The sequence below is a fragment of the Glycocaulis alkaliphilus genome (assembly GCF_004000605.1).
GTDB lineage: Bacteria > Pseudomonadota > Alphaproteobacteria > Caulobacterales > Maricaulaceae > Glycocaulis > Glycocaulis alkaliphilus.
The window spans coordinates 946,811-967,282 of record NZ_CP018911.1; the positions used below are offsets into that span (position 1 = coordinate 946,811).

General features: G+C 64.3%; 20 protein-coding genes and 1 tRNA gene. 9 read left to right on the top strand and 12 right to left on the bottom strand.

Annotated elements, in window-relative coordinates; genetic code table 11:
* Positions 1-131 precede the first annotated feature (131 nt).
* From X907_RS04580 to X907_RS04605, 6 genes are all read left to right on the top strand, one after another.
* Positions 132-218, top strand: a tRNA-Leu gene (locus X907_RS04580).
* A gap of 607 nt (positions 219-825) precedes the next feature.
* Positions 826-1,395, top strand: coding sequence for a dTDP-4-dehydrorhamnose 3,5-epimerase (gene rfbC / locus X907_RS04585; protein WP_127565851.1), 570 nt, complete (start codon positions 826-828; stop codon positions 1,393-1,395).
* A gap of 5 nt (positions 1,396-1,400) precedes the next feature.
* Positions 1,401-2,288: a dTDP-4-dehydrorhamnose reductase gene (rfbD, locus tag X907_RS04590; RefSeq protein WP_127565852.1), complete on the top strand. Its 888-nt coding sequence runs from the start codon at positions 1,401-1,403 to the stop codon at positions 2,286-2,288.
* Positions 2,289-2,460: 172 nt separating this feature from the next.
* On the top strand, positions 2,461-3,690 hold the full coding sequence (locus X907_RS04595) for a thiamine pyrophosphate-dependent enzyme (protein ID WP_127565853.1): 1,230 nt from the start codon (positions 2,461-2,463) through the stop codon (positions 3,688-3,690).
* A gap of 4 nt (positions 3,691-3,694) precedes the next feature.
* Positions 3,695-4,711 carry an alpha-ketoacid dehydrogenase subunit beta gene (locus X907_RS04600; RefSeq protein WP_179951440.1) on the top strand — a complete coding sequence of 339 codons (1,017 nt, stop codon included), beginning with the start codon at positions 3,695-3,697 and terminating at the stop codon, positions 4,709-4,711.
* A 2-nt stretch (positions 4,712-4,713) separates the two neighbouring features.
* Entirely contained in the window at positions 4,714-6,063 is a 1,350-nt protein-coding gene (locus X907_RS04605; protein ID WP_127565854.1) for a dihydrolipoamide acetyltransferase family protein, read from the top strand.
* Positions 6,064-6,480: 417 nt separating this feature from the next.
* Here the strand turns inward: X907_RS04605 and X907_RS04610 are convergent, their stop codons facing one another.
* The 6 genes from X907_RS04610 to X907_RS04635 all read right to left on the bottom strand — a co-directional run bounded on the left by X907_RS04610 (position 6,481) and on the right by X907_RS04635 (position 12,224).
* The gene (locus X907_RS04610; protein ID WP_127565855.1) at positions 6,481-7,980 is read right to left on the bottom strand and encodes a UbiD family decarboxylase; all 1,500 of its coding nucleotides are present in this window, start codon (positions 7,978-7,980) and stop codon (positions 6,481-6,483) included.
* Positions 7,981-8,192: 212 nt separating this feature from the next.
* Positions 8,193-8,504 (bottom strand): GNAT family N-acetyltransferase, encoded by a 312-nt coding sequence (locus X907_RS04615; RefSeq protein WP_127565856.1) that lies wholly within the window; start codon positions 8,502-8,504, stop codon positions 8,193-8,195.
* Between the two features lie 28 nt (positions 8,505-8,532).
* Positions 8,533-9,267, bottom strand: coding sequence for a sulfotransferase-like domain-containing protein (locus X907_RS04620; protein WP_127565857.1), 735 nt, complete (start codon positions 9,265-9,267; stop codon positions 8,533-8,535).
* An 11-nt stretch (positions 9,268-9,278) separates the two neighbouring features.
* Positions 9,279-10,196 (bottom strand): aminotransferase class IV, encoded by a 918-nt coding sequence (locus X907_RS04625; protein ID WP_127565858.1) that lies wholly within the window; start codon positions 10,194-10,196, stop codon positions 9,279-9,281.
* A 3-nt stretch (positions 10,197-10,199) separates the two neighbouring features.
* On the bottom strand, positions 10,200-10,991 hold the full coding sequence (locus X907_RS04630; protein WP_127565859.1) for an enoyl-CoA hydratase: 792 nt from the start codon (positions 10,989-10,991) through the stop codon (positions 10,200-10,202).
* 15 nt (positions 10,992-11,006) lie between these two features.
* Positions 11,007-12,224 carry an acyl-CoA dehydrogenase family protein gene (locus X907_RS04635; RefSeq protein WP_127565860.1) on the bottom strand — a complete coding sequence of 406 codons (1,218 nt, stop codon included), beginning with the start codon at positions 12,222-12,224 and terminating at the stop codon, positions 11,007-11,009.
* 68 nt (positions 12,225-12,292) lie between these two features.
* Here X907_RS04635 and X907_RS04640 point away from each other — a divergent pair, with 68 nt between their 5' ends.
* Together X907_RS04640 and mutL are read left to right on the top strand one after the other, a co-directional pair.
* Entirely contained in the window at positions 12,293-13,060 is a 768-nt protein-coding gene (locus tag X907_RS04640) for a TSUP family transporter (RefSeq protein ID WP_233352524.1), read from the top strand.
* Between the two features lie 288 nt (positions 13,061-13,348).
* On the top strand, positions 13,349-15,193 hold the full coding sequence (mutL, locus tag X907_RS04645) for a DNA mismatch repair endonuclease MutL (protein ID WP_127569323.1): 1,845 nt from the start codon (positions 13,349-13,351) through the stop codon (positions 15,191-15,193).
* 3 nt (positions 15,194-15,196) lie between these two features.
* Here the strand turns inward: mutL and X907_RS04650 are convergent, their stop codons facing one another.
* The 3 genes from X907_RS04650 to X907_RS04660 all read right to left on the bottom strand — a co-directional run bounded on the left by X907_RS04650 (position 15,197) and on the right by X907_RS04660 (position 17,091).
* On the bottom strand, positions 15,197-15,478 hold the full coding sequence (locus X907_RS04650; RefSeq protein WP_127565861.1) for a helix-turn-helix domain-containing protein: 282 nt from the start codon (positions 15,476-15,478) through the stop codon (positions 15,197-15,199).
* A 112-nt stretch (positions 15,479-15,590) separates the two neighbouring features.
* Positions 15,591-16,151 (bottom strand): 16S rRNA (guanine(966)-N(2))-methyltransferase RsmD, encoded by a 561-nt coding sequence (gene rsmD, locus X907_RS04655; protein WP_127565862.1) that lies wholly within the window; start codon positions 16,149-16,151, stop codon positions 15,591-15,593.
* Positions 16,126-17,091: a pseudouridine synthase gene (locus tag X907_RS04660; protein ID WP_127565863.1), complete on the bottom strand. Its 966-nt coding sequence runs from the start codon at positions 17,089-17,091 to the stop codon at positions 16,126-16,128. The genes rsmD and X907_RS04660 overlap by 26 nt, the downstream gene beginning before the upstream one ends.
* Before the next feature lie 38 nt (positions 17,092-17,129).
* Between X907_RS04660 and X907_RS04665 the strand changes: the two genes are divergently transcribed.
* Positions 17,130-17,594, top strand: a complete 465-nt coding sequence (locus tag X907_RS04665) for a nucleoside deaminase (RefSeq protein ID WP_233352526.1) — start codon at positions 17,130-17,132, stop codon at positions 17,592-17,594.
* Positions 17,595-17,687: 93 nt separating this feature from the next.
* Here X907_RS04665 and X907_RS04670 read toward each other — a convergent pair whose 3' ends face one another.
* The 3 genes from X907_RS04670 to X907_RS04680 form a co-directional block, all read right to left on the bottom strand.
* On the bottom strand, positions 17,688-18,278 hold the full coding sequence (locus tag X907_RS04670) for a glutathione S-transferase family protein (protein ID WP_127565864.1): 591 nt from the start codon (positions 18,276-18,278) through the stop codon (positions 17,688-17,690).
* 296 nt (positions 18,279-18,574) lie between these two features.
* Positions 18,575-19,471: a M23 family metallopeptidase gene (locus tag X907_RS04675; protein WP_127565865.1), complete on the bottom strand. Its 897-nt coding sequence runs from the start codon at positions 19,469-19,471 to the stop codon at positions 18,575-18,577.
* Positions 19,468-20,391, bottom strand: coding sequence for a hypothetical protein (locus X907_RS04680; protein WP_127565866.1), 924 nt, complete (start codon positions 20,389-20,391; stop codon positions 19,468-19,470). The genes X907_RS04675 and X907_RS04680 overlap by 4 nt, the downstream gene beginning before the upstream one ends.
* Positions 20,392-20,472 lie beyond the last annotated feature (81 nt).

Sequence of the window (20,472 nt, forward strand, 5' to 3'; positions counted from 1 at the left end):
GAAGCTGGAACAAGGAACGAAGCGCTGTTTGGCATGGCGGACGCATTGCGTCCAGCACAGGCCCTGCCTGCCCATTCCCACTCGACGTGAAGCCATGCCTCGCCTATTAGAACCCCGTTACCAGTCAGGCTGCGGGCGTGGCGGAATTGGTAGACGCAGCGGACTCAAAATCCGCCGGCCGCAAGGCCTTGCCGGTTCGATTCCGGCCGCCCGTACCACTCTTGGTTTCCGCAGCCCATCCGGGCTGCGATGTTCCGCGAAAAGTCGCGGGCGCGCGGTCGCCCTATTCGGACGGCGGAATGCCGTCCGCAAGCCCGAACGGGCGTCCGAGCTCATGCGAGGAGCGACGCACGGATGTGCGGAGCATCACTAAAATCTTATGCGCGTTCGCGCTTTTCAGGCCGCTTTGCGGCCTGCAAGGCCAAAGGCCGCCCGCGACTTTTCGCGGAACATCGCAACGCGGAGGCGTTGCGCATCAAGAAAAGCTGGGTCTCCCGTCGGTGCGGGAGACCCCGGTTGTGTAGCCGGTTGCGTCATTTCTCCAGCTTCACCCCTGACCTCTCCTCCGGGGCCCCCCGCCCCGACGGGGGACCCAGATTGCTTTTTCACTGCCTTCCGTCGTCATTCCGGCCGGAGCGAAGCGCAGAGCCGGAACCCAGCCTTTCCAAATACTGGGTTCCAGATAAGCGCTGACGCGCTTTCTGGAATGACGAAGAGAGGGATGTGAACAGCGAGCGCCGGGACCTCTTCGACGCCTCGCGCCTTGCCCCTGCACGGCGCAGCCCTGTATGGGTGAGCGCGATGGCAATGGAGTAGCACCCGCTCATGGTTGAACTGGTCGCAGAGGCCCTTGATGGCGTGAAGCTGGTGCGCAGCCGCCGGTTGGAGGATGAGCGCGGCTATTTCACCGAGAGCTGGAATGCGCGCGCCTTCGCCGCCATCGGTATCCATACCGCCTTCGTACAGGACAATCATTCCCGCTCGGTGAAGGCCGGGACGGTGAGGGGGCTGCACTATCAGGCCCCGCCCTTTGCGCAGGCCAAGCTGGTGCGGGTCTCTCAGGGGCGGGTGTTGGATGTGGCGGTGGATGCGCGCCGTGGCTCGCCCACTTACGGCCAGCACTTCAAGGCGGAGCTGAGCGCGGACAATGGCCTGCAGCTCTTCGTGCCCGCTGGCTTCCTGCACGGCTTCATGACGCTGGAGGATGAGTGCCACGTCCAGTACAAGGTCGATGCCCATTACGACAAGGCGAGCGATGGGGCGGTGCGCTTTAACGATGCTGATCTCGCCATAGACTGGGGCTTGCCAGCGGCGCGCGCGATCCTGTCGGAGAAGGACGCGGCTGCCCCGCTCTGGCGAGATTTTGCCTCGCCCTTCGTGTGGCAGGGCGGGTAGAGGCGGTGGCCCGCCTTCTCATCCTGGGCCTTACCGGCCAGCTTGCCACAGAGCTCATCGCCCAGGCGCCCGCGGAGGGCTGGGAGGTGACTGCGCTGGGCCGCGATGTGGCGGACTTCGCTGATCCTCTGGCCTGCGCCGCGGCGCTGGGAGAGCTCCTGCCTGCTGATGCGGTCATCAACGCCGCGGCCTACACGGCTGTGGACCGCGCCGAGAGCGAGGAGGCGCTGGCCCATACCATCAACGCCGAAACACCGGGCAGGCTGGCCGCCTTGTGTGCCGGGCGGGGCGTGCCTTTCATCCATGTCTCCACCGACTATGTGTTCGATGGACGTAAATCCGGCCCTTACGTGGAAACCGACCTTGCCGCTCCGCAAACTGCCTATGGCCGCTCCAAGCTGGCAGGCGAGCATGCCGTACTTGATGGCGGTGGCCGCAGCCTGATCGCGCGTACCGCATGGGTATATTCCGCGCACGGCCACAACTTCCTGAAGACCATGCTGCGCCTCGGTGCCGAGCGCGACGAGCTGCGCGTGGTGGACGATCAGCACGGATGCCCGACCGCCGCGCCTGAGCTGGCCCGCTGCCTCCTGGTAGCAGCCAGAGCGATGGCAGAGCGGCGCAGCGATGGCGGGGTCTATCATCTCGCGGGAGACGGACAGACGAGCTGGGCCGGGTTTGCCGATGCGATCTTTGACCATGCCGCGCCGCACTGGAAACGCCGCCCGGCGGTAATCCCGATCACCACAGCCGAATATCCCACGCCAGCGCCGCGCCCGGCCAATTCCCGGCTGGATTCCAGCCGGTTCGAGACCGGGTTCGGTACGCGCCCCTTTGGCTGGGAGGCGTGTCTCGGCGAAATAGTGAAAAAAATTCTCACATCAGAGAAATAGCGCAAATATGCGCGAAGACCCTTGTGGCACCAGCATATTTCGCGCTTGCAGCATGCCCTTCGCACCTGCGGTGCATGTAGACAAACCGTCCGCGTGCCGCTAACCCGCCCCCGACGCATGCAAATGCGCGAAAACCCTTATGGTACAAGGCGAAAAGGTACGGACAAAGTTCATGTCAAACGGCCAGTCACGCTTCCATGTGCCCGCCCCGCCCTTCCGGCCCGGCGACGCGCCCGACTTCTCCCATCTCGACCTGCAAAAGGCGGGCGAGGCGAAACGCCCCGATCCGCTGACCGCTTCGGTAAAGATGACCGATCTGGCTTTCGGCCTGATCGGTGTACTCGATCACAACCATCAGGCGGTAGGCGAGTGGGATCCACGCCTGTCACCGGAAGTGCTGCGCGAGGGCCTCTCCCACATGGTGCTGACGCGCATCTATGACGCGCGCATGCTCAAGCTTCAGCGCCAGGGCAAGATGAGCTTCTACATGAAGTCGCTGGGCGAAGAGGCGGTGGCGGTGGCCGGCGCGATGGCGCTGAACAAGTCCGACATGGTGTTCCCGTCCTACCGCCAGCAGGGCATTCTGTTCGCGCGCGGCCGCAATATCGTGGACATGATGTGCCACTGCATCTCCAACAGCCGCGATAATCTCAAAGGCCGCCAGCTACCCGTCCACTACACCTGGGCGGAGGGCAATTTCTTCTCCATCTCGGGCAATCTCGGCACGCAGTTCCCGCAAGCCGTCGGCTATGCGATGGGTTGCGCGTATAAGGGCGAGGACACGATTGCCGCCAGCTGGATCGGTGACGGCACGACAGCCGCGCCGGACTTCCACGCGGCGATGACGCTGGCCTCCACCTATCGCGCGCCGGTGATCCTGAACGTGGTCAATAATCAGTGGGCTATCTCCACCTATGAGGGCATCGCCAAGGGCGATGCGGCGACCTTCGCCTCCAAGGGGCTGGGCTATGGCCTGGCTTCGCTGCGTGTGGATGGCAATGATTTCCTGGCCATCTATGCCGCCACGAAATGGGCTGCTGACCGTGCGCGCAAGGGCGGCGGGGCGACCTTTATCGAGCTGTTCACCTACCGCGCCGACGCCCACTCCACCTCGGACGATCCGGCCCGCTACCGCCCGAAGAACGAGTTCGAGAAATGGCCGCTGGGCGATCCGATTGAGCGGCTGAAAAACCATCTGATCGGCCTTGGCGAGTGGGATGAGGACCGTCACGCGAAGCTGGAAGAGCAGATGACCGCGCTGGTGGTGAAGTCCTACAAGGAAGCGGAAAGCCACGGCACGCTGCACGATGGCCCGCTCTCTCCGACCCACACCATCTTTGAAGATGTCTACGCGACCGAAGACTGGCGCCTGCGCCGTCAGCGGCAGGATTTGGGAGTCTAGCGACATGCCAGCGATGAACATGCTGCAGGCCCTCAACTCGGCCATGGACGTGCTGCTCGACAAGCACCCGGAGACGGTGATTTTCGGCGAGGATTCCGGCTATTTCGGCGGCGTTTTCGGCGCCACGCAAGGGCTGCAGAAGAAATATGGCCTCGACCGCGTTTTTGACGCGCCGATCAACGAGGCGGCGATTGCGGCCATGGCCATCGGCATGGCGGCGAAGGGCCTCAAACCCATCGCGGAGATACAGTTCGCGGACTATATCTTCCCGGCCTTTGACCAGATCGTCTCGGAGATGAGCCGCCTGCGTTATCGCTCCGCCGGGGAGTTCGTGTCGCCGGTCGTGGTACGTTCGCCCTGGGGCGGCGGTATCCGGGGTGGCCAGACGCACTCCATGAGCCCTGAAGCCTTCTTCACCCATGTGCCGGGCGTGAAAGTAGTGGTGCCGTCCAACCCGTACGATGCCAAGGGCATGCTGATCGCGGCCAGCGAGGGCGATGACCCGGTCATCTTCTTTGAGCCCAAGCGCATTTATAATGGCCCGTTTGATGGCGTGCCGGACGCCCCGCTGTCCAGCTGGGCCAGGCACCCCAAGGGCGAGGTTCCCGAAGGCCATTACCGCGTGGAGCTGGGCAAGGCCGAAATCGTGCGCGAGGGCGAAGCCTGCACGGTCCTCACCTATGGCACGCTGGTCCATGTGGCGGTCAATGCGGCTGAAAAGGCGGGCATTGACGCGGAAATCATCGATTTGAAGACACTTGCCCCTTACGACATCGAAACCATCGTGGCCTCGGTGAACAAGACGGGCCGGGTGGTGGTCGCCCATGAAGCGCCGCGTACATCGGGCTTCGGGGCGGAGCTGGCAGCCCAGATTCAGGAAGAATGCTTCTATGCGCTTGAAGCGCCGATCTTCCGCCTGACGGGCTGGGACACACCCTATCCCCATGCCCATGAATGGGCCTATTTCCCCGGTCAGGCGCGCTTCATCCGCGCGCTGCAGACGGTCACGGAGGCACGCTGAGCATGAGCGAATACAAGTACAAGCTCCCCGATGTCGGCGAAGGCGTGGTCGAGGCCGAGATCGTCGAATGGCACATCAAGGAAGGTGACAAGGTCACTGAGGACCAGCACATCCTGGATGTGATGACCGACAAGGCGACGGTGGAAATTCCCTGCGCGGTCAATGGCGTGGTGAAGAAGATTGTCGGGAGCCCTGGCGACGTGCTCCCCGTAGGCACCGAAATCCTCGTCATCGAAATTGATGGCTCGCCTCCCACCGAGGAAGAAGCGCCGGCGCCGGCGCCGGAAGTGAAGGAAGAGAAGAAGCCTGCCGCCGACCCGGAAAAGGGCAAGGCGCTGGCCGAAGGGCCGGACCGGACGGCAGACAAGAGCGAAGACCTGGCAGGCGGCAAGCAGGCGGTGCCTCCGGCAAAGCCCGCTGCTCCGGCACCGAAAGCTGCTGCGGCCCCCGCCCGCGCGTCCGGCGAGCGGCCCATGGCTAGCCCCGCCGTGCGTCAGCGCGCTCTGGATGCTGATATTGATCTGTCTGCCGTGCCGGGCACCGGTCCGGCCGGGCGTATCACCCATGCGGACATGGATGATTTCATCGCCTCTGGCGGGCGTCTGGCGTCGAAGGCTGGCGGTTCGGCCTCCGGCCCGTCACGCGCGCCCCGCACGGGCGTAAAGGAAGAGAAAGTCATCGGCCTGCGCCGCAAAATCGCGCAGAACATGGCCGCCGCCAAACGCACCATCCCCCACATCACCTATGTGGACGAGATCGATCTGACGGCGCTGGAAGATCTGCGCGCGCACCTCAATGCGACCCGCAAGGACGGCCTGCCCAAGCTGACCCTCATTCCCTTCCTCGTCGCCGCGATGACGCGCGCCTTGCCGCAATTTCCGCAGGCGAACGCCCATTTCGACACCGAAGAGTCGGTGCTGACCAAGTATGAGGGCGTCCACTGCGGCATCGCCACGGCCACGCCCAACGGGCTGATGGTGCCGGTGATCCGTCATGCAGAGGCGCTGGACATCTGGCAGATCGCTGATGAGGTGAAGCGCCTTGCCGATGCCTGCCGTGACGGCAAGGCGACCAAGGAGGAGCTTTCGGGCTCCACCATCACCATCACCTCGCTGGGCGCGATTGGCGGGCTGGTCTCCACGCCCGTCATCAACCTGCCGGAGACGGCGATTATCGGCGTCAACAAGATGCAGGTCCTGCCGCGTTATGATGATGGCGGACGGCTGGTGCCGAGGAAGATCATGAACCTCTCCTCCAGCTTCGATCACCGCATCGTTGATGGCTATGAGGCGGCATTGCTGGTGCAGGCGATCAAGGGCTATCTGGAAAACCCGGCAACCTTGTTTATGTGAGGTAGCGCCTCTCCAACATCGTCATTCCGGGGGAGCGTTAGCGACACCCGGAACCCAGGTTCTTTTATTTGATGCTCCGCACATCCGTGCGTCGCTTCGGGCAATCCCCGATCAAGCCGGGGACAGGCAGTGCCGGGCGCGCGTTCGCGCTTCTGGGCGCTGCGCGCCGGCTGGGTTCCGGATAAGCGCTTACGCGCTTTCCGGAATGACGAAAAGGGAGAGGGCAATGCGGGCCATGACAGCGCGATGAGGGCTGAAAAATGGATCCCGGGTCAAGCCCGGGAACCCGGTTGAGAGGTCGGCGTCGAAGCTGTCAGAATTATCGTAACGGTAATACAACCGGGTCCCCGGCCCCCGAGCCGGGGTCCACTCTTATTTCGGGCACCGGCTCATCCCGGTGAAACGCGAGCCCGGAAACTATAGCCCCAGCTCGCCCCACATCGCGTCGACCTTGTCGATGATCTCCTGCTCCATGAAGAGCTTTTCGCCCCATTCGCGGGTCGTCTCGCCTTCCCATTTATTGGTGGCATCGAGCCCGATCTTGGAGCCAAGCCCGGAGACCGGCGAGGCGAAGTCCAGATAATCAATCGGCGTGTGTTCGATGATGGTGCAGTCGCGCGCCGGGTCCATGCGCGTGGACATGGCCCACATCACATCCTTCCAGTCGCGCGCATTGATGTCGTCATCCACCACGATCACCCATTTGGTGTACATGAACTGGCGAAGATAAGACCACGCGCCCAGCATTACGCGCTTGGCGTGGCCGGGATAGGCTTTCTTCATCGAGATGACGGCGATGCGGTAGCTGCAACCTTCCGGCGGCAGCCAGAAATCGACGATCTCGGGGAATTGCTGGCGGATGAGGGGGATGAACACCTCGTTGAGCGCCTCGCCCAGCACGCTCGGTTCATCCGGCGGACGGCCCGTGAAGGTGGTGAGATAGATGGGGTCAGAGCGCATGGTGATGGCGCTGACCTGAAAGACGGGGAAGCGCTCCACCGAGTTGTAATAGCCGGTATGGTCGCCATAGGGGCCTTCCGGTCCGTCCTCATCCAGCAGGACATGGCCCTCGATGACGATCTCGGCCTCGGCAGGCACTTTCAGCGGCACCGTCTTGCACTCGACCAGCTCCGCCTTGCGGCCCCTTAAAAGGCCAGCAAACTGGTATTCGGAGAGCGTGTCCGGCACCGGCGTCACGGCGGCAAGGATGGTCCCCGGATCGGCGCCGATCACGGCCGCGGCGGGCAGGGGATCGGGCCGCGCGCCTTTCCAGCGCTGATAATGCTGCGCCCCGCCGCGATGTTTCAGCCAGCGCATCAGCGTGCGGTTTTTCGACAGCTTCTGCATCCGGTAGATGCCGAGATTATAGTCGTCCTGCTTGTCCTCTGACGGGCCCTTCGTGACGACGAGCGGCCAGGTGATGAGCGGGGCCGGCTCGCCCGGCCAGCAGCCCTGAATGGGCAGGCGGTCAAGATCAATATCATCGCCGGTCAGCACCACTTCCTGACAGGGCGCCTTCTTCACCGTGCCGGGGCGCATCGCCATCACGGTCTTGGCCAGTGGCAGCATGTCGAGCGCATCTTTAAGGCCGCGCGGCGGTTCGGGCTGGCGCAGGAAGGCCAGTAGCTCGCCGACCTCGCGCAAATCGGCCGCCGTACGGCGCGGCTCTCCGCCCATGGTCACGGCGCGCGCGACGCGCTCCACCGTGCCGAAGAGATTGACGAGAGCGGGCATCTCGGCGGCCCGGCCATCTTCGTGAACCGGGTTTTCAAAGAGAACCGCAGGGCCGCCCCTGGCGAGCAGGCGGGTCTGGATTTCTGTCATCTCCAGATGGGTGGAGACAGGGCGCGCGACGCGTTTGAGATCGCCTTCGGCCTCCAGCAGAGCCATGAATTCGCGAAGGGATTTGTACGCCATGTCTGCCGTCCTGCTGATAGCCGATAACGGGTTATAGCGCCGTCATGCGCGGCGGCCAGTGCGGCCATGTGCGCAAGATGTGTAACGGGGCGTAAAGGGGCGGCGCGTTTCACTGTTTCTCGTGCCGATCCCCCCTTTCGGCGCGACTCCTTGACGGAACGGGCCGGCACCCCCCACCGCCGGCCCGTTTTCGTTTCGGGCGGGGACTGGCGCTATTTCGCCTTGCCGCCCAGCACATCTTGCCATTCGGGATGACGCTCGATCTGCGCTTTCGCAAACGGGCAGAGCGGCACGATGCGCACACCCTCTGCGCGGGCATCCAGCACGCCACGCTCCACCAGCGCCTTGCCAACGCCCTTGCCGCGCCATTCATCGGGCACGCCGGTATGGTCGATGATGATGAGTTGCGGGTTGAGAATGGAGTAGGTCATCTCCGCATCGGGCAGGCCGGGCGCGCTGGCCACATAGCGGCCCTTGGAGCCGGAAACCTCTCTGGTGATCGTGTAGTCCGGCTGGTCGGTCATGGCGGGCTCCAGTGCGTGGTGAACGGCTTCAGGCGGCGGACAGCTTGTGCGCCCTGAGTGCCTGGTAGGCGGGCAGGCAGGCCTCTATCACGCCCTTAAGGGTATCGGGCCGTGGATGGCCCGAAGGCGCGGGCGCTTCAAACCCCGTCGATGCCTCAACCCGGCTATACCAGTGCGGCGCCCACGGGCCGTCACTGGCGCGCCGCCCTTCCGGCCAGGTCAGCATGGCTTCGTCGAACGGGATGTTCAGCGCGTCACATAGCGCGGTCAGCATGCCGCGCGGATCGGCCAGCACGTCCGCCCCTTCTATGACGGGCCATTGCTTTCCGGTATTGGCGGCAATCACTTCGTAGAGCGCGTGCTGGCGCACGGCGCCCAGATCTTCGGGGCGCACCTCTCCCATGGTGGCGTTGAAGCTGGCGGCCACATCGGCCGGATCGCGGATCAGGAAGATATGCCGGCAGCGGGCCGTCCAGGTGAGGTCGACGCCGTCCAGCATGTGCTGGCACATATGTTTCTGGAAGAAGAGCGGCGAGCCGTCCGGTGCTGATCCGGCGCAGCGCGCGGCGATTTTCTTCGGATCGGTCGGCCACAGTTCCAGCACGGCCTCGCGGCCGGGATGGTTCAGCCCGGTGCGGTCGAGATAATAGCCGTAAAAGGGCTCGTCCCAGACCTCGCAATCTGCCCGGTTCTCAAAGCTGCGCATCATCGCGGTGGAGATGTTGCGCGGACCCGACCACAGGCAGATGCGGACTGTTTTCATGGGGAGCGGCCTTATGTGCTCTCGCGTTCGATCCGGGCAAGATACAGTTTTTGCAGGCGTTCCACCATCGGTCCGCGCCCGCTGGTTAAAATTCTTCCATCCACGCTCGAAACTGGGGCAATGCCGGCAAAGGTACCGGTCACGAAGGCTTCCTGCGCGCCATAGACGTCCGTCAGGGAGAAGCGCTTTTCAAAGACGGGTATCCCCGCTTCCTGGCACAGCTCTATCACCACGCCGCGCGTGATCCCGCCAATGCAATACTCGCCGGTGGACGTCCACACCTCGCCCTTCCTCACGATGAAGAAATGGGTGGAGTTACAGGTGGCCACAAAGCCGTGCGGATCCAGCATCAGGGCCTCGTCCGCGCCCGCCTTGGCGGCCTGAATGCAGGCCGTGATGCAGTTCAGCTTGGAGTGGGAATTGAGCTTCTGGTCCTGCACGTCCGGGTATCCACGGCGTACATGCACGGTAAAGAGCTTCATCCCCCGCGTGGCCGCTTCCGGCTTGGGGTTCTTGTATTCGGGGATGATGACGATGGTGGCTGGCCCGATATTCACCCGCGGGTCCTGATAGGGCGTGCGCTTCAGCCCGCGCGTGACCATCAGGCGGATATGCACGCCGTCATGCATGGCGTTGGCTTCCAGCGTCTCGTAGAGCCGCTTTTCCAGCGCCTCAGGCGTCAGGCCGATATCCATGTCGATGGCCTTGGCGCCCTCGTAGAGCCGCTCCAGATGGCGGTCCAGGAAGACGATATGGCCATGATGGACGCGCAGGCCCTCCCACACGCCATCACCCAGTATGAAACCGGAATCGAAGACCGAAACGACGGCCTTCTCGCGTGGGAAAAGCTCGCCATTGACCGAGATGAGGATGCCCGCATTGCGCGGATCATCGACGTATTCGTGTGTGCCCTTGCTGGTATTGGTCATGTCTCAACCGAACCGGGAGAAGTCTGGCGGGCGGCGCTCCAGAAACGCCGTGACGGCTTCCTTGAACTCCTCCGAGGCGAGCTGCGCGGCGAACTCTGCGCCTTCCTCGGCCATCAGCGTGTAGACGCTCTCCACGCCCTTGGTCATCAGCGCCTTGGACTTCTTCACTGCGTTAGGGGCTTTTGCCGCCAGCGCTTCGGCGCGCTTCATCACCTCTGCTTCGAGATCGCCTGCCGGGAAGACGCCATTGACGAGGCTTTTCGCCTCTGCGCGGCTCGCATCCCAGGTCTCGCCGAGCAGGAGAAGTTCAGACGCCACTACCCGGCCCACAATGCCGGGCAGGACCGCGCTGGAGCCAAACTCCGGCACCAGGGCCAGATCCACGAACGGCGTCTTGAAGGTCGAACGGTCCGACGCATAGGCAAGGTCACAATGCAGGAGCAGGGTGACGCCAATGCCGATGGCCAGCCCGTCCACGCAAGCAATGACCGGCTTTGTGGCGCCGAGCAGAGCGCGCATGAAGCGCTCCACCGGCGGCATGTCGCCCCCGCCAATGGTGGGCGGGGCCTCCATGAAGTCCATCAGATCATTGCCGGCGGTGAAGACGCCATCGGTTCCGGCAATGACCACCACGCGGATAGCCTTGTCCGTTTCCGCCGTCTCCAGCCCTTGCGCCATGGCGGTGTACATGGCGCGCGTGATGGCGTTCTTCTTGCCCGCCCGGTTGAAGCGGATGATCCGGACCGCACCGCGATCCTCGATCAGTATGTCGGCAAAACCTGCTGGAGCATTCATGGAGTGGTCCTCGCCTTACGCTTCGTTGAGCCAGCGCTTCATCTCTAGGCGGGCAATGGTGCGCTCATGCACCTCGTCCGGCCCGTCGGCGATGCGCAGCGTGCGGATGCCGGCATAGGAGGAGGCGAGCGGGAAGTCGTCTGACACGCCGCCGCCGCCATGGGCCTGAATGGCGTCATCGATGACTTTGAGCGCCATGATGGGCGCGGCCACCTTGATCATGGCGATCTCGCCGCGTGCAGCCTTGTTGCCAACCGTGTCCATCATCCAGGCGGCTTTCAGCGTCAGGAGGCGCGAGGTCTCGATATCGATGCGCGCGCGGGCAATGCGATGCTCCCAGATCGAATGCTTGATGACCGGCTTGCCAAAGGCGGTGCGGCTCATCGCGCGTTTCACCATCAGCTCCAGCGCCCGCTCTGCCGCGCCGATCGTGCGCATGCAGTGGTGGATGCGGCCCGGCCCGAGACGGCCTTGCGCGATTTCAAACCCGCGCCCTTCGCCCAGCAGGATATTGCTGGCAGGCACGCGCACGTCTTTCAGCTCGACTTCCATGTGGCCGTGCGGGGCATCGTCATAGCCAAATACCGGCAGATGGCGCAGCACGGTCACGCCCTTGGCGTCGGCAGGGACCAGGATCATGGATTGCTGCTGGTGCAGCTCGGCATCGGGGTCGGTCTTGCCCATGACGATATAGACCGCGCAGCGCGGATCACCGGCGCCCGAGCTCCACCATTTGCGGCCATTGATAACGTATTCATCGCCATCGCGCTTTATCGAGCATTCGATATTCGTGGCGTCGGAGGAGGCGACGGCAGGCTCGGTCATCAGGAAGGCGGAGCGGATATCGCCAGCCAGAAGCGGTTTGAGCCATTTCTCCTGATGTTCCTTGGTGCCATAGCGCGAAAGCACTTCCATATTGCCGGTATCGGGCGCGGAGCAGTTGAACACCTCGCTCGCCCAGGCCACCCGGCCCATTTCCTCGGCCAGCGGCGCGTAGTCCGCATTGGAAAGCCCGGCGCCGTGCTTGTCGTCCGGGTGGAAGAGATTCCACAAGCCTTGCGCCTTCGCCTTGGCTTTCAGCTCCTCGATGATGGGCAGGACCTGCCAGCGATTGGTGCCGAATCCGGCCAGCTGGTCATGATAGGTCTTCTCGTTCGGATAGACGTGCTCATCCATGAAGGCGCGCACGCGAGCCAGATAGTCCTTGCAGCGGGCCGAGTATTCAAAATTCATCTTGGGTGTCCTCCCTCGCGGTTTTCGCGTGTGCCCGGTCCGGGCCAGTTTCGTTTGTCCGGACTATCATGGCACTTCCTGCCGGTGATTCCATCTGTGACATGACATCCATCATCATACTTTTTGCGGTGCTGGCGACGGCCTTCCTGTCGGCCGTGTTTGGTATGGCGGGCGGATTGATCCTGATGGGCGTCCTGGCAGCCCTGCTGCCGGTGCCTGCTGCCATGGTGATGCATGGCGCGGTGCAGAGCGTGTCCAATGGCTGGCGGGCCGTGCTCCTGCGCCGCTATATCCTGTGGAAATCCATCGGCTGGTACATGGTGGGCTCGGCCGGCGTCGCGCTCATCCTCCTCAGTTTCACGTTCATCCTGCCGCGCCCCTGGCTCTTCATTGTGCTCGGGCTGGTGCCGCTGATTGTCTGGGTGCCGAAATCGGTGTTTGCGCTAGATGCAACAAAGCCGGGGCAGGGCATTGCCTGCGGTGTCAGCGTGACGGGCCTCAACGTGATCGCGGGCGTGTCGGGACCTTTGCTCGATACTTTCTACCAGAATGTCGAGGCTGACCGGCGTTCGATCGTCGCCACCAAGGCCACCACCCAGGTCGCCGCCCACGGCGTAAAGATCGCCTACTATATCGCCCCGGCGCTGGCCGCAGGCGAGGGCGGGTCGTTCTGGCTGATTGCGGTGGCCATACCGCTCTCCGTGATCGGCACGACGCTGGGTGCAAAGATGCTCGACCGGATGAGCGAGGATGTGTTCCGGCGCTGGACCAAACGTCTCGTGACACTCATCGGCGCGTATTACTTCGTGCAAGGGCTGTGGCTGCTGGTGGGATGAACCCTCGAGCTTTCCAGTTGTCATCACCCGCTTCATGCGGGTGACCCATGCCTGCAACGATGTCCTCCCCCGTTCACGGGGGAGGTGTCAGCGAAGCTGACGGAGGGGGGAGCTTGTTTCGATTCCCCCCCTCGGCCCTTCGGGCCACTCCCCCCGTGAACGGGGGGAGACATCGACACCAGCTCGTACGGCTGCCTGCGCGGGCCCAGATAAGCCGGGCCATGACACTATCGGGAAACCTGCCCGCTTCCCTTGACCACCCCGCCCCCAGACCCGACTTTCCCGCCCATGGCCATCATCCGCCGACTCACCCCTGAAACCGTCAATCGCATCGCCGCGGGCGAGGTGGTCGAGCGCCCCGCCTCGGCCCTCAAAGAGCTGGTGGAAAATGCGCTGGATGCTGGTGCCACGCGCATTGATGTGCGCGCAGAGCAGGGCGGGCTGACCCGCCTGATCGTGGAAGATGATGGTCACGGCATGGACCGTGACAGCCTCGCCCTGTCGGTGGAGCGCCATGCCACCTCCAAACTGCCGGTGGGTGCCGATGGGGCGGATGATCTGTTGAACATCGCCTCCATGGGCTTCCGGGGCGAGGCCTTGCCGTCCATCGGTTCGGTCGCGCGGCTGTCCATCACCACGCAGGACGCGTCTGGCGATTGCTGGGCGCTGGAGGTGGAAGGCGGCAAGACCGGCGAGCCACGTCCCGCCCCGCCGCTGGGGCGCACCGGCACGCGCATTGAAGTGCGCGATCTGTTCTACGCTACCCCTGCGCGCCTGAAATTTCTCAAATCCGAGCGCGCGGAGAGCATGGCCATCACCGACGTGATGAAGCGGCTGGCGCTCGCGCGGGCCGATGTCGGCTTTTTCCTCAGTCTTGATGGCCGCTCGCGCCTCGCCCTGCAGGCTCCCGGCATGGTGGATACGCCCGAAGCGCGCCGCACCCGCCTCGCCGCCCTGCTGGACCGGGATTTTGCCGAGAATGCGCTGGCCATCGACACCGTTCGCGAGGGCGTGAGCGTGACCGGCTGGGCCAGTCTTCCCACCTATAACCGGGGCACCAACCAGCACCAGTTCCTGTTCGTGAACGGGCGGCCCGTGCGCGACAAGCTGCTGGTGGGGGCCGTGCGCGGTGCCTATCAGGATTTCCTCGCCCGTGACCGCCATCCGGTGGTGGCGCTCTATGTCGATCTGCCGACCGATGAGGTGGATGTGAACGTCCACCCCGCCAAGGCCGAGGTGCGCTTTCGCGATTCCGGCCTCGTGCGCGGGCTGATTGTCGGCGCGCTGCGCCATGCGCTGGCGGGGGCGGGCCACCGTGCCTCGACCAGTGTCGCCGCCGCCACGCTTGGAAGACTGCAGCCACAGAGCGCGCCCACAGGCTCGCTCTGGGCGCCGTCGCGAGCCGAATACGGCGCGCGGGTATCACCCGCCTATGAAGCGTCTCTGGCCGAGCGCCCCGCCCCCGAATTCGATGCCGGAGTGCCGCGCGCCGAACCCTCCGGCCTTGCTTATGCAGCGAGGGTAGAGGCGGAGCCTGCCCGTGAGCTGGAAGACTTTCCGTTGGGCGCCGCGCGCGCGCAGCTGCATGAGACCTATGTGATCGCGCAGACGGCGGACGGGCTTGTGATCGTCGATCAGCACGCCGCCCATGAGCGCCTCGTCTATGAGCGGATGAAGGCGGCCTTGGCCTCCACCGGCGTTGCCCGCCAGGCACTGCTGGTGCCGGAGATCGTCGAGATGGACGAGGGCGAGGCGCGCCGCGTGCTCGACCGGGCCGAGGAACTCGCCGAGCTTGGCCTTGTCATCGAACCTTTCGGCCCTGGCGCGATTGCGGTGCGCGAAACGCCGGCCCTTCTCAAACGCCTCGACGTGCAGGGCCTGATCCGCGATCTCGCTGACGAGCTGGCTGAATACGACGAGGCGCTGTCGCTCAAAGAGAAGCTTGAAGAGGTTGTCGGCACCATGGCCTGTCATGGCTCGGTGCGGGCGGGCAGGCGTCTCACTGGCGAGGAGATGAACGCGCTCCTGCGTGAGATGGAAGCCACGCCCCATTCCGGCCAGTGCAATCACGGCCGGCCGACTTATGTGGAGCTGAAACTGTCTGACATTGAGCGGCTTTTCGGGCGGAAGTGAGGGTCAGGCGACCGCTCTCACGTCCAGCTTCACGCTGAGCCCCGCAGCGCTCGCGGCGTTGACCAGCGCGTCCAGCGCGAAAACCTGCACCTTGCCGCGCATCAGATCCGATACGCGCGGCTGGGTGACGCCCATCCGCTTGGCGGCTTCGGTCTGCGTCCAGCCCTTTGCCTCGATATGAGCCTTGAGCGCGATCATCAGCTCGGAGCGCAGCTTCATGTTCTCCGCTTCGCCGGGCGTGCTCTCGATGGCGTCCCAGATGCTGTCAAAACGGTGTTCGCTCATGGTCTTTGCTCGTTGATGAGGGGGCCGGAGTATCTCTCTATTGTTTCCCCGGCGGAAGCCGGGGTCCAGCCTATTCTGGATACCGGCTTGCGCCGGTAAAACGAGAAGCTGCTTACCCCCTCTTCAGATACACCACCCTTGCCGCGCCATATTCGCCTTCATCGAGGCGGTCCCAGCCCGGTGTTTCAGGGGTCTCGTCGATACCCACTTCCAGAACGGCGATTGCTCCGGGGCTGAGCCAGCCGCCATCGAGCAGGCGGGAGAGGGCGAGCTCGCCGAGGCCCTTGCCATAGGGCGGGTCGAGGAAAACCAGATCAAACGGCGGCCCAAGATTGGCCGGTTTCGGCCCCATGGCGGTGGCATCGCGCCGGTGCAGGCGGGTCGTTGCCCATAGCTGCAGCGCCTCGACATTGTCGCGGATCGCGCCTCTGGCGCCGGCATCGGTCTCGACAAAGAGGCAGAAGGCCGCGCCCCGGCTCATGGCTTCAAAGCCCAGCGCGCCGGACCCTGCAAAGAGGTCGATCACGCGCTTGTTCTCAAGCCCGTCTGACCAGCTGGCATGGGCCAGCTTGTTGAAAATGCTTTCGCGGGTGCGGTCGGCGGTGGGGCGGGTCTTGCGGCCCTTGGGCGCGCTGAGCGCGCGGCCCTTATGGCTTCCGGCGATGATGCGCATCGGGCTTTCGGGCCTTGTTGTCAGGGCGTTTGCCGGGGCCGGGTTTGCCGCGTGGTGCGCCGGGTGAGGGGCGTGACGGTCCCTTGCCTGCGGGCGCAGGCGGGCGGGGACGTTCGGGCTTGGAAACCGCCCTGCCGGTCATGTCGGCCTCGCGCGCGCCCTCCTTCATCGGATAGCCGTCGCCATCGAGCGGATAGAGCTTGCCCAGCTGTTCGCGCAGGACCGAACGGCGGATTTCTTCCGTCTTGCCCTTTTCCAGCGCGCCAAGCTGGAACGGGCCATAGGCGGTGCGCAGCAGACGGTTCACCGTCAGGCCAACTGCGGAGAGGACTTTCCTCACCTCGCGGTTCTTGCCCTCTTTCAGGCCCACGGTCAGCCAGGTGTTGGAGCCGGTGCGCCGGTCCACCACCACCTCGATGGGGCCGTATTTCACGCCCTCGACGCTGATGCCTTTTTTCAGCTTCTCGATGGCCTCTTCGGTGATGTCGCCATAGGCGCGGACGCGGTAGCGCCGGGTCCACCCCGTTGAGGGCAGTTCCAGTACGCGCGCCAGCTCGCCATCATTGGTCAGCAGCAAAAGGCCTTCCGAGGTGAGGTCCAGCCGGCCAATGGAAATGACGCGGCCGATTTCCTTCGGCAGGGACTGGAAGACAGTCTCGCGCCCTTGCGGGTCGGCATGGGTGGTGACCAGCCCGTCCGGCTTGTGGTGACGCCACAGGCGCGTGGGCGGGCGCTCGGCGATGGGTTTGCCATCCACGCGCACATCATCGCCGGGGCCAACTTTCACCGCAGGCGTGCGCAGAATCTTGCCGTTCAGGCTCACCCGGCCGTCCTCGATCATGCGTTCGGCTTCACGGCGCGAGGCAACGCCCGCATGGGCGAGCACCTTGGCGATGCGTTCGCCGTCTTCAGCGTTTTTGGGGGCAGGGGGCTTGGCCAAGGCTTGCGGGGTCTCCGGTGAAGGCTTAAGCGGCTCCCATGAGCGATAGCCGCGACATACGCTTTATGGAACTAGCCTTGGGTCAGGCGCAAGCCGCTGCCGCCGCAGGCGAGGCGCCGATTGGCGCGGTCATCGTCGATCCGGCGAGTGATGAAGTGGTTGCGCTGGCTCATAACGCGCCGATTGCAGGCCATGATCCGAGCGCCCATGCCGAGATTCTCAGCCTGCGCCTCGCTGGCCAGAAGATTGGCAATTACCGGCTGACGGGGCTGGAAATGTTCGTGACGCTGGAGCCGTGTGCCATGTGCGCAGGCGCGATCAGTCATGCGCGCATTGGCCGTCTCGTCTATGGCGCATCAGACCCCAAGGGCGGGGCGGTGGAGCACGGGCCGCGCTTCTTTGAACAACCCACTTGCCACTGGCGGCCAGATGTGATGGGCGGCGTGCTGACCGAGCAAAGCGCCGCGCTGCTGAAGGGGTTTTTCAAGGCGAGGCGGGGGTAGGGCTCTTTCCTTGTGCTCCGCACATCCGTGCGTCGCTCCTCGCATAGGCTCGGGCGCGCGCCCTGAGGGGCTGCTATACCCGTTCCAGCCAGATCATAGCTGCGGTTCAGTCTCCCGCATGGATGGTCTGTCGCGCTGCTGTTCGAACCAGGCGGCCAAGGCCTTGTTCTTCTTCCAATCCGGGCAGAGCTGATGTGCGTCCATCAGCTGCAGGGCTGAGGCGAGTGCCGCGCTCCTGAACTCACTGACCACTGGCAATGCCCCGGCGGCGGCCAGAGTGTCGAAATGGCTGAGGCATCGCATCATGCGATCGTGTTCAACCTTCAACAGGAAGTCCGACCGGCTTTCCGGTGTGCGGCGGTTCTCGCGTACCCAGAATGCGATGCCTTCGAGGAAGCCGGCAATCTGTCCTTCCTCGGCGACGGTCTTCCAGTCCACCTCCCCGGCATTCTCTCCACCGGCGAAATTCCTGATGTAGGCGAATACGCTGCGGGCTTCTGTGATGACGAGGTCGGCGTGAACCAATGTCGGAACCCGGCCTACAGGGCTGAATGCGAGCACCGGGTTATCGGCCTCGCGGTTGGCGGCAAGCCGCTCCTCTGCGGCCCCCAGAAGGTTCCACTCGCGCAGCGCAATCCGGGCGGTGCGGGCATAGGGCGAGTTGGGTGTGTAGAAGAGGATCATCCGTACAGAAATCCTGTCGCCAGTGCGTCGGGGTGTTGCAGGGCAAGTTGGCACCCATCAAAGGCTGGATGTAAACGGCGACATGCTGGCGGAAGAACACGGCGCTCTTCTGAAAGGGGTTTTCAAGGCGAGGCGGGGGTAGGGGGCTACCGTTTTCTCCCCCCGCCTGCGGGGGGAGTGGCCCAAAGGGCCGAGGGGGGGATTATTGAAAAAGACTTCCCCCCTCCGTCTCGCTTGCGCTCGACACCTCCCCCGTAAACGGGGGAGGACATCTGCGGGCGATGACAAGCTGGAACCTAATAAGGCGCCGGATAATCCCCGTCCGGGTCTTCCCCGCGCGCAAGGCGTTCAAAGGATTCGATCAGCGAGGTATAGGGCGGCACCGGCGTCAGGCGTATCTGTTCACCGATGAGCACGCTCTGGCGGATCTCGAAATGCAAATGGAAGGTTGTCGGCGTGGCCCCGTAATGGTTCCAGATCACGCCGATGCGCTCGCCGCGCGCTACCATGTCGCCGGTTGCCACATCGAGGCGTGCCGGGTCGAGATGCAGGTAGAGATAGCTGGTCCCGTCATCGGCCAGCAGGGTGACGGTGTGACTGGAGATGCCGCTGATGACGCCATTATCTGCCGCCACCGCCCAGAACCGGTCTTCATCGCCATAGGGGCTGCGCGGGCAGCGGGGCGGGCGAATATCCTGGCCCTGATGGCCGGTGCCGCCGGGACACATCGGCGTCGACCAGCCGCGCGTCTCGCAGAAATTGTCAAACCACGGATAGTCGTAATTCTCGGCCGCGCACTGGTTCCAGGGCGGGCTGGCATGAATGCCGCCCGGCCGCCAGAGCTGGGTGTTGGCAAAAGCGCGCGGCACCTCCACCGGAAAGCGCATATCGGTTGAATAGACGGTGGCGGTCTCAACGCCGCTGCCCGACCCTTCGGGCAGTTCGCCAGCCGGCGTGAAGAAGGGCTCATCGCCCAGCCAGTCCTGCAGGGCTGCCGGTTCCGGTTCGGGTTCCGGCTCTGGCTCTGGCTCAGGTTCGGGAATTTCTGGTTCTTCCGGCTCCAGCGTTTCGGTTTCCTCGGGCGGATCAACCGGGTCCGGCGCATCGTCCGGCGCAGACGGCCAGAAAATGGCGGCGATGAGCGCGCCCCCGCCGATAATGGCGGCCAGCGTATAATCGCGCGCGACGCTCATGGCTGCCTCCGCCCGTTATTGCGCGGCGGCAGGCCTTCGGGCGAGCCGCCCGCGACCACCAGCCGTCCGGCAAGCGCGCGGATCGTGTTCTCATCGCGGCATTCGGCATTCTCGTCCGGGTTGGAGCACGCGAGCAGCAGGGTATAGGCCGCGCCATAGCGGTTGAAGCTCAGCTCCTGGCCGAACTCGGTGCGCGTGACCAGCTGGCCCTGCGCGTCGGTCATGGCCATGTATTGGCCCGCTATGGCAGCGCTGGTTTCCACCGCATGGATCACCCGGCTGCCATTGATCTGGTACATGATCCCGCGCCGGTGAAAGCTGGCGCTGTAGAAATAATCCGAGGCGAAGAACATCATCCCTTCGACGCCGCCGCCTTCTTCCTCGCCGCGCGTGTGCGCCGGCTCTGTTTCCAGCGGCAGCAGGACGGGCAGGCGCGGGCGCATCAGTTCTTCAGGCTGTGTATTGCGGAAGGGCGGCACGCGAGGCGGTGGCTGGGTCGGCACGAAGGCGGAGGGTGTGTCCTGGTTCATCTGCGCCATGTCGCGGCGCATGTCGGTAGCGGCACTGTTCCAGTCTATCGAAGCAACGGGCCGCCCTTGCGCGTCGCGCTCAGGCTCCTGCGTCTGGATGTCTGGTGTGGCGGTATCCGGCGTCTGCTGGCCTCCCTGAGCGCGCTGGGCCAGAGCTTCGCGCAGGGCGTCAGTATTGAGCTGCCGGATGGGTTCGCGCTGCGGCTGGGCCTCCATGGCCTGAAGGATGCGCTCGCGTGTCAGCGCCTGCTCGCGCAGTGTCGCCGGCGACTCCGTGTCCTGTTGCTGTGAGGATTGTTGCTGCGCGGCATGGGCAATCGCTGGCATGGCCAGCATGAGGCCTGTGCCAATCGCAATTACGGTATACCAGCGTGATTGTTGCTGTCCCATGCCCCCTCCCGCCGCAGGGTATGAGCGTACAGCCTATCACACCGCGTGGGCTTACGGCAGCGAAAACAGGAAAGCCGGTGC

Bases quoted from the DNA above. Each gene is read 5' to 3' on its own strand.
- rfbC (WP_127565851.1), top strand. From the start codon at position 826: ATGGTTGAACTGGTCGCAGAGGCCCTTGATGGCGTGAAGCTGGTGCGC.
- X907_RS04595 (WP_127565853.1), top strand. From the start codon at position 2,461: ATGTCAAACGGCCAGTCACGCTTCCATGTGCCCGCCCCGCCCTTCCGG.
- X907_RS04600 (WP_179951440.1), top strand. From the start codon at position 3,695: ATGCCAGCGATGAACATGCTGCAGGCCCTCAACTCGGCCATGGACGTG.
- X907_RS04605 (WP_127565854.1), top strand. From the start codon at position 4,714: ATGAGCGAATACAAGTACAAGCTCCCCGATGTCGGCGAAGGCGTGGTC.
- X907_RS04610 (WP_127565855.1), bottom strand. From the start codon at position 7,980: ATGGCGTACAAATCCCTTCGCGAATTCATGGCTCTGCTGGAGGCCGAA.
- X907_RS04615 (WP_127565856.1), bottom strand. From the start codon at position 8,504: ATGACCGACCAGCCGGACTACACGATCACCAGAGAGGTTTCCGGCTCC.
- X907_RS04620 (WP_127565857.1), bottom strand. From the start codon at position 9,267: ATGAAAACAGTCCGCATCTGCCTGTGGTCGGGTCCGCGCAACATCTCC.
- X907_RS04625 (WP_127565858.1), bottom strand. From the start codon at position 10,196: ATGACCAATACCAGCAAGGGCACACACGAATACGTCGATGATCCGCGC.
- X907_RS04630 (WP_127565859.1), bottom strand. From the start codon at position 10,991: ATGAATGCTCCAGCAGGTTTTGCCGACATACTGATCGAGGATCGCGGT.
- X907_RS04635 (WP_127565860.1), bottom strand. From the start codon at position 12,224: ATGAATTTTGAATACTCGGCCCGCTGCAAGGACTATCTGGCTCGCGTG.
- X907_RS04640 (WP_233352524.1), top strand. From the start codon at position 12,293: ATGGCACTTCCTGCCGGTGATTCCATCTGTGACATGACATCCATCATC.
- mutL (WP_127569323.1), top strand. From the start codon at position 13,349: ATGGCCATCATCCGCCGACTCACCCCTGAAACCGTCAATCGCATCGCC.
- X907_RS04650 (WP_127565861.1), bottom strand. From the start codon at position 15,478: ATGAGCGAACACCGTTTTGACAGCATCTGGGACGCCATCGAGAGCACG.
- rsmD (WP_127565862.1), bottom strand. From the start codon at position 16,151: ATGCGCATCATCGCCGGAAGCCATAAGGGCCGCGCGCTCAGCGCGCCC.
- X907_RS04665 (WP_233352526.1), top strand. From the start codon at position 17,130: ATGAGCGATAGCCGCGACATACGCTTTATGGAACTAGCCTTGGGTCAG.
- X907_RS04670 (WP_127565864.1), bottom strand. From the start codon at position 18,278: ATGATCCTCTTCTACACACCCAACTCGCCCTATGCCCGCACCGCCCGG.
- X907_RS04675 (WP_127565865.1), bottom strand. From the start codon at position 19,471: ATGAGCGTCGCGCGCGATTATACGCTGGCCGCCATTATCGGCGGGGGC.
- X907_RS04680 (WP_127565866.1), bottom strand. From the start codon at position 20,391: ATGGGACAGCAACAATCACGCTGGTATACCGTAATTGCGATTGGCACA.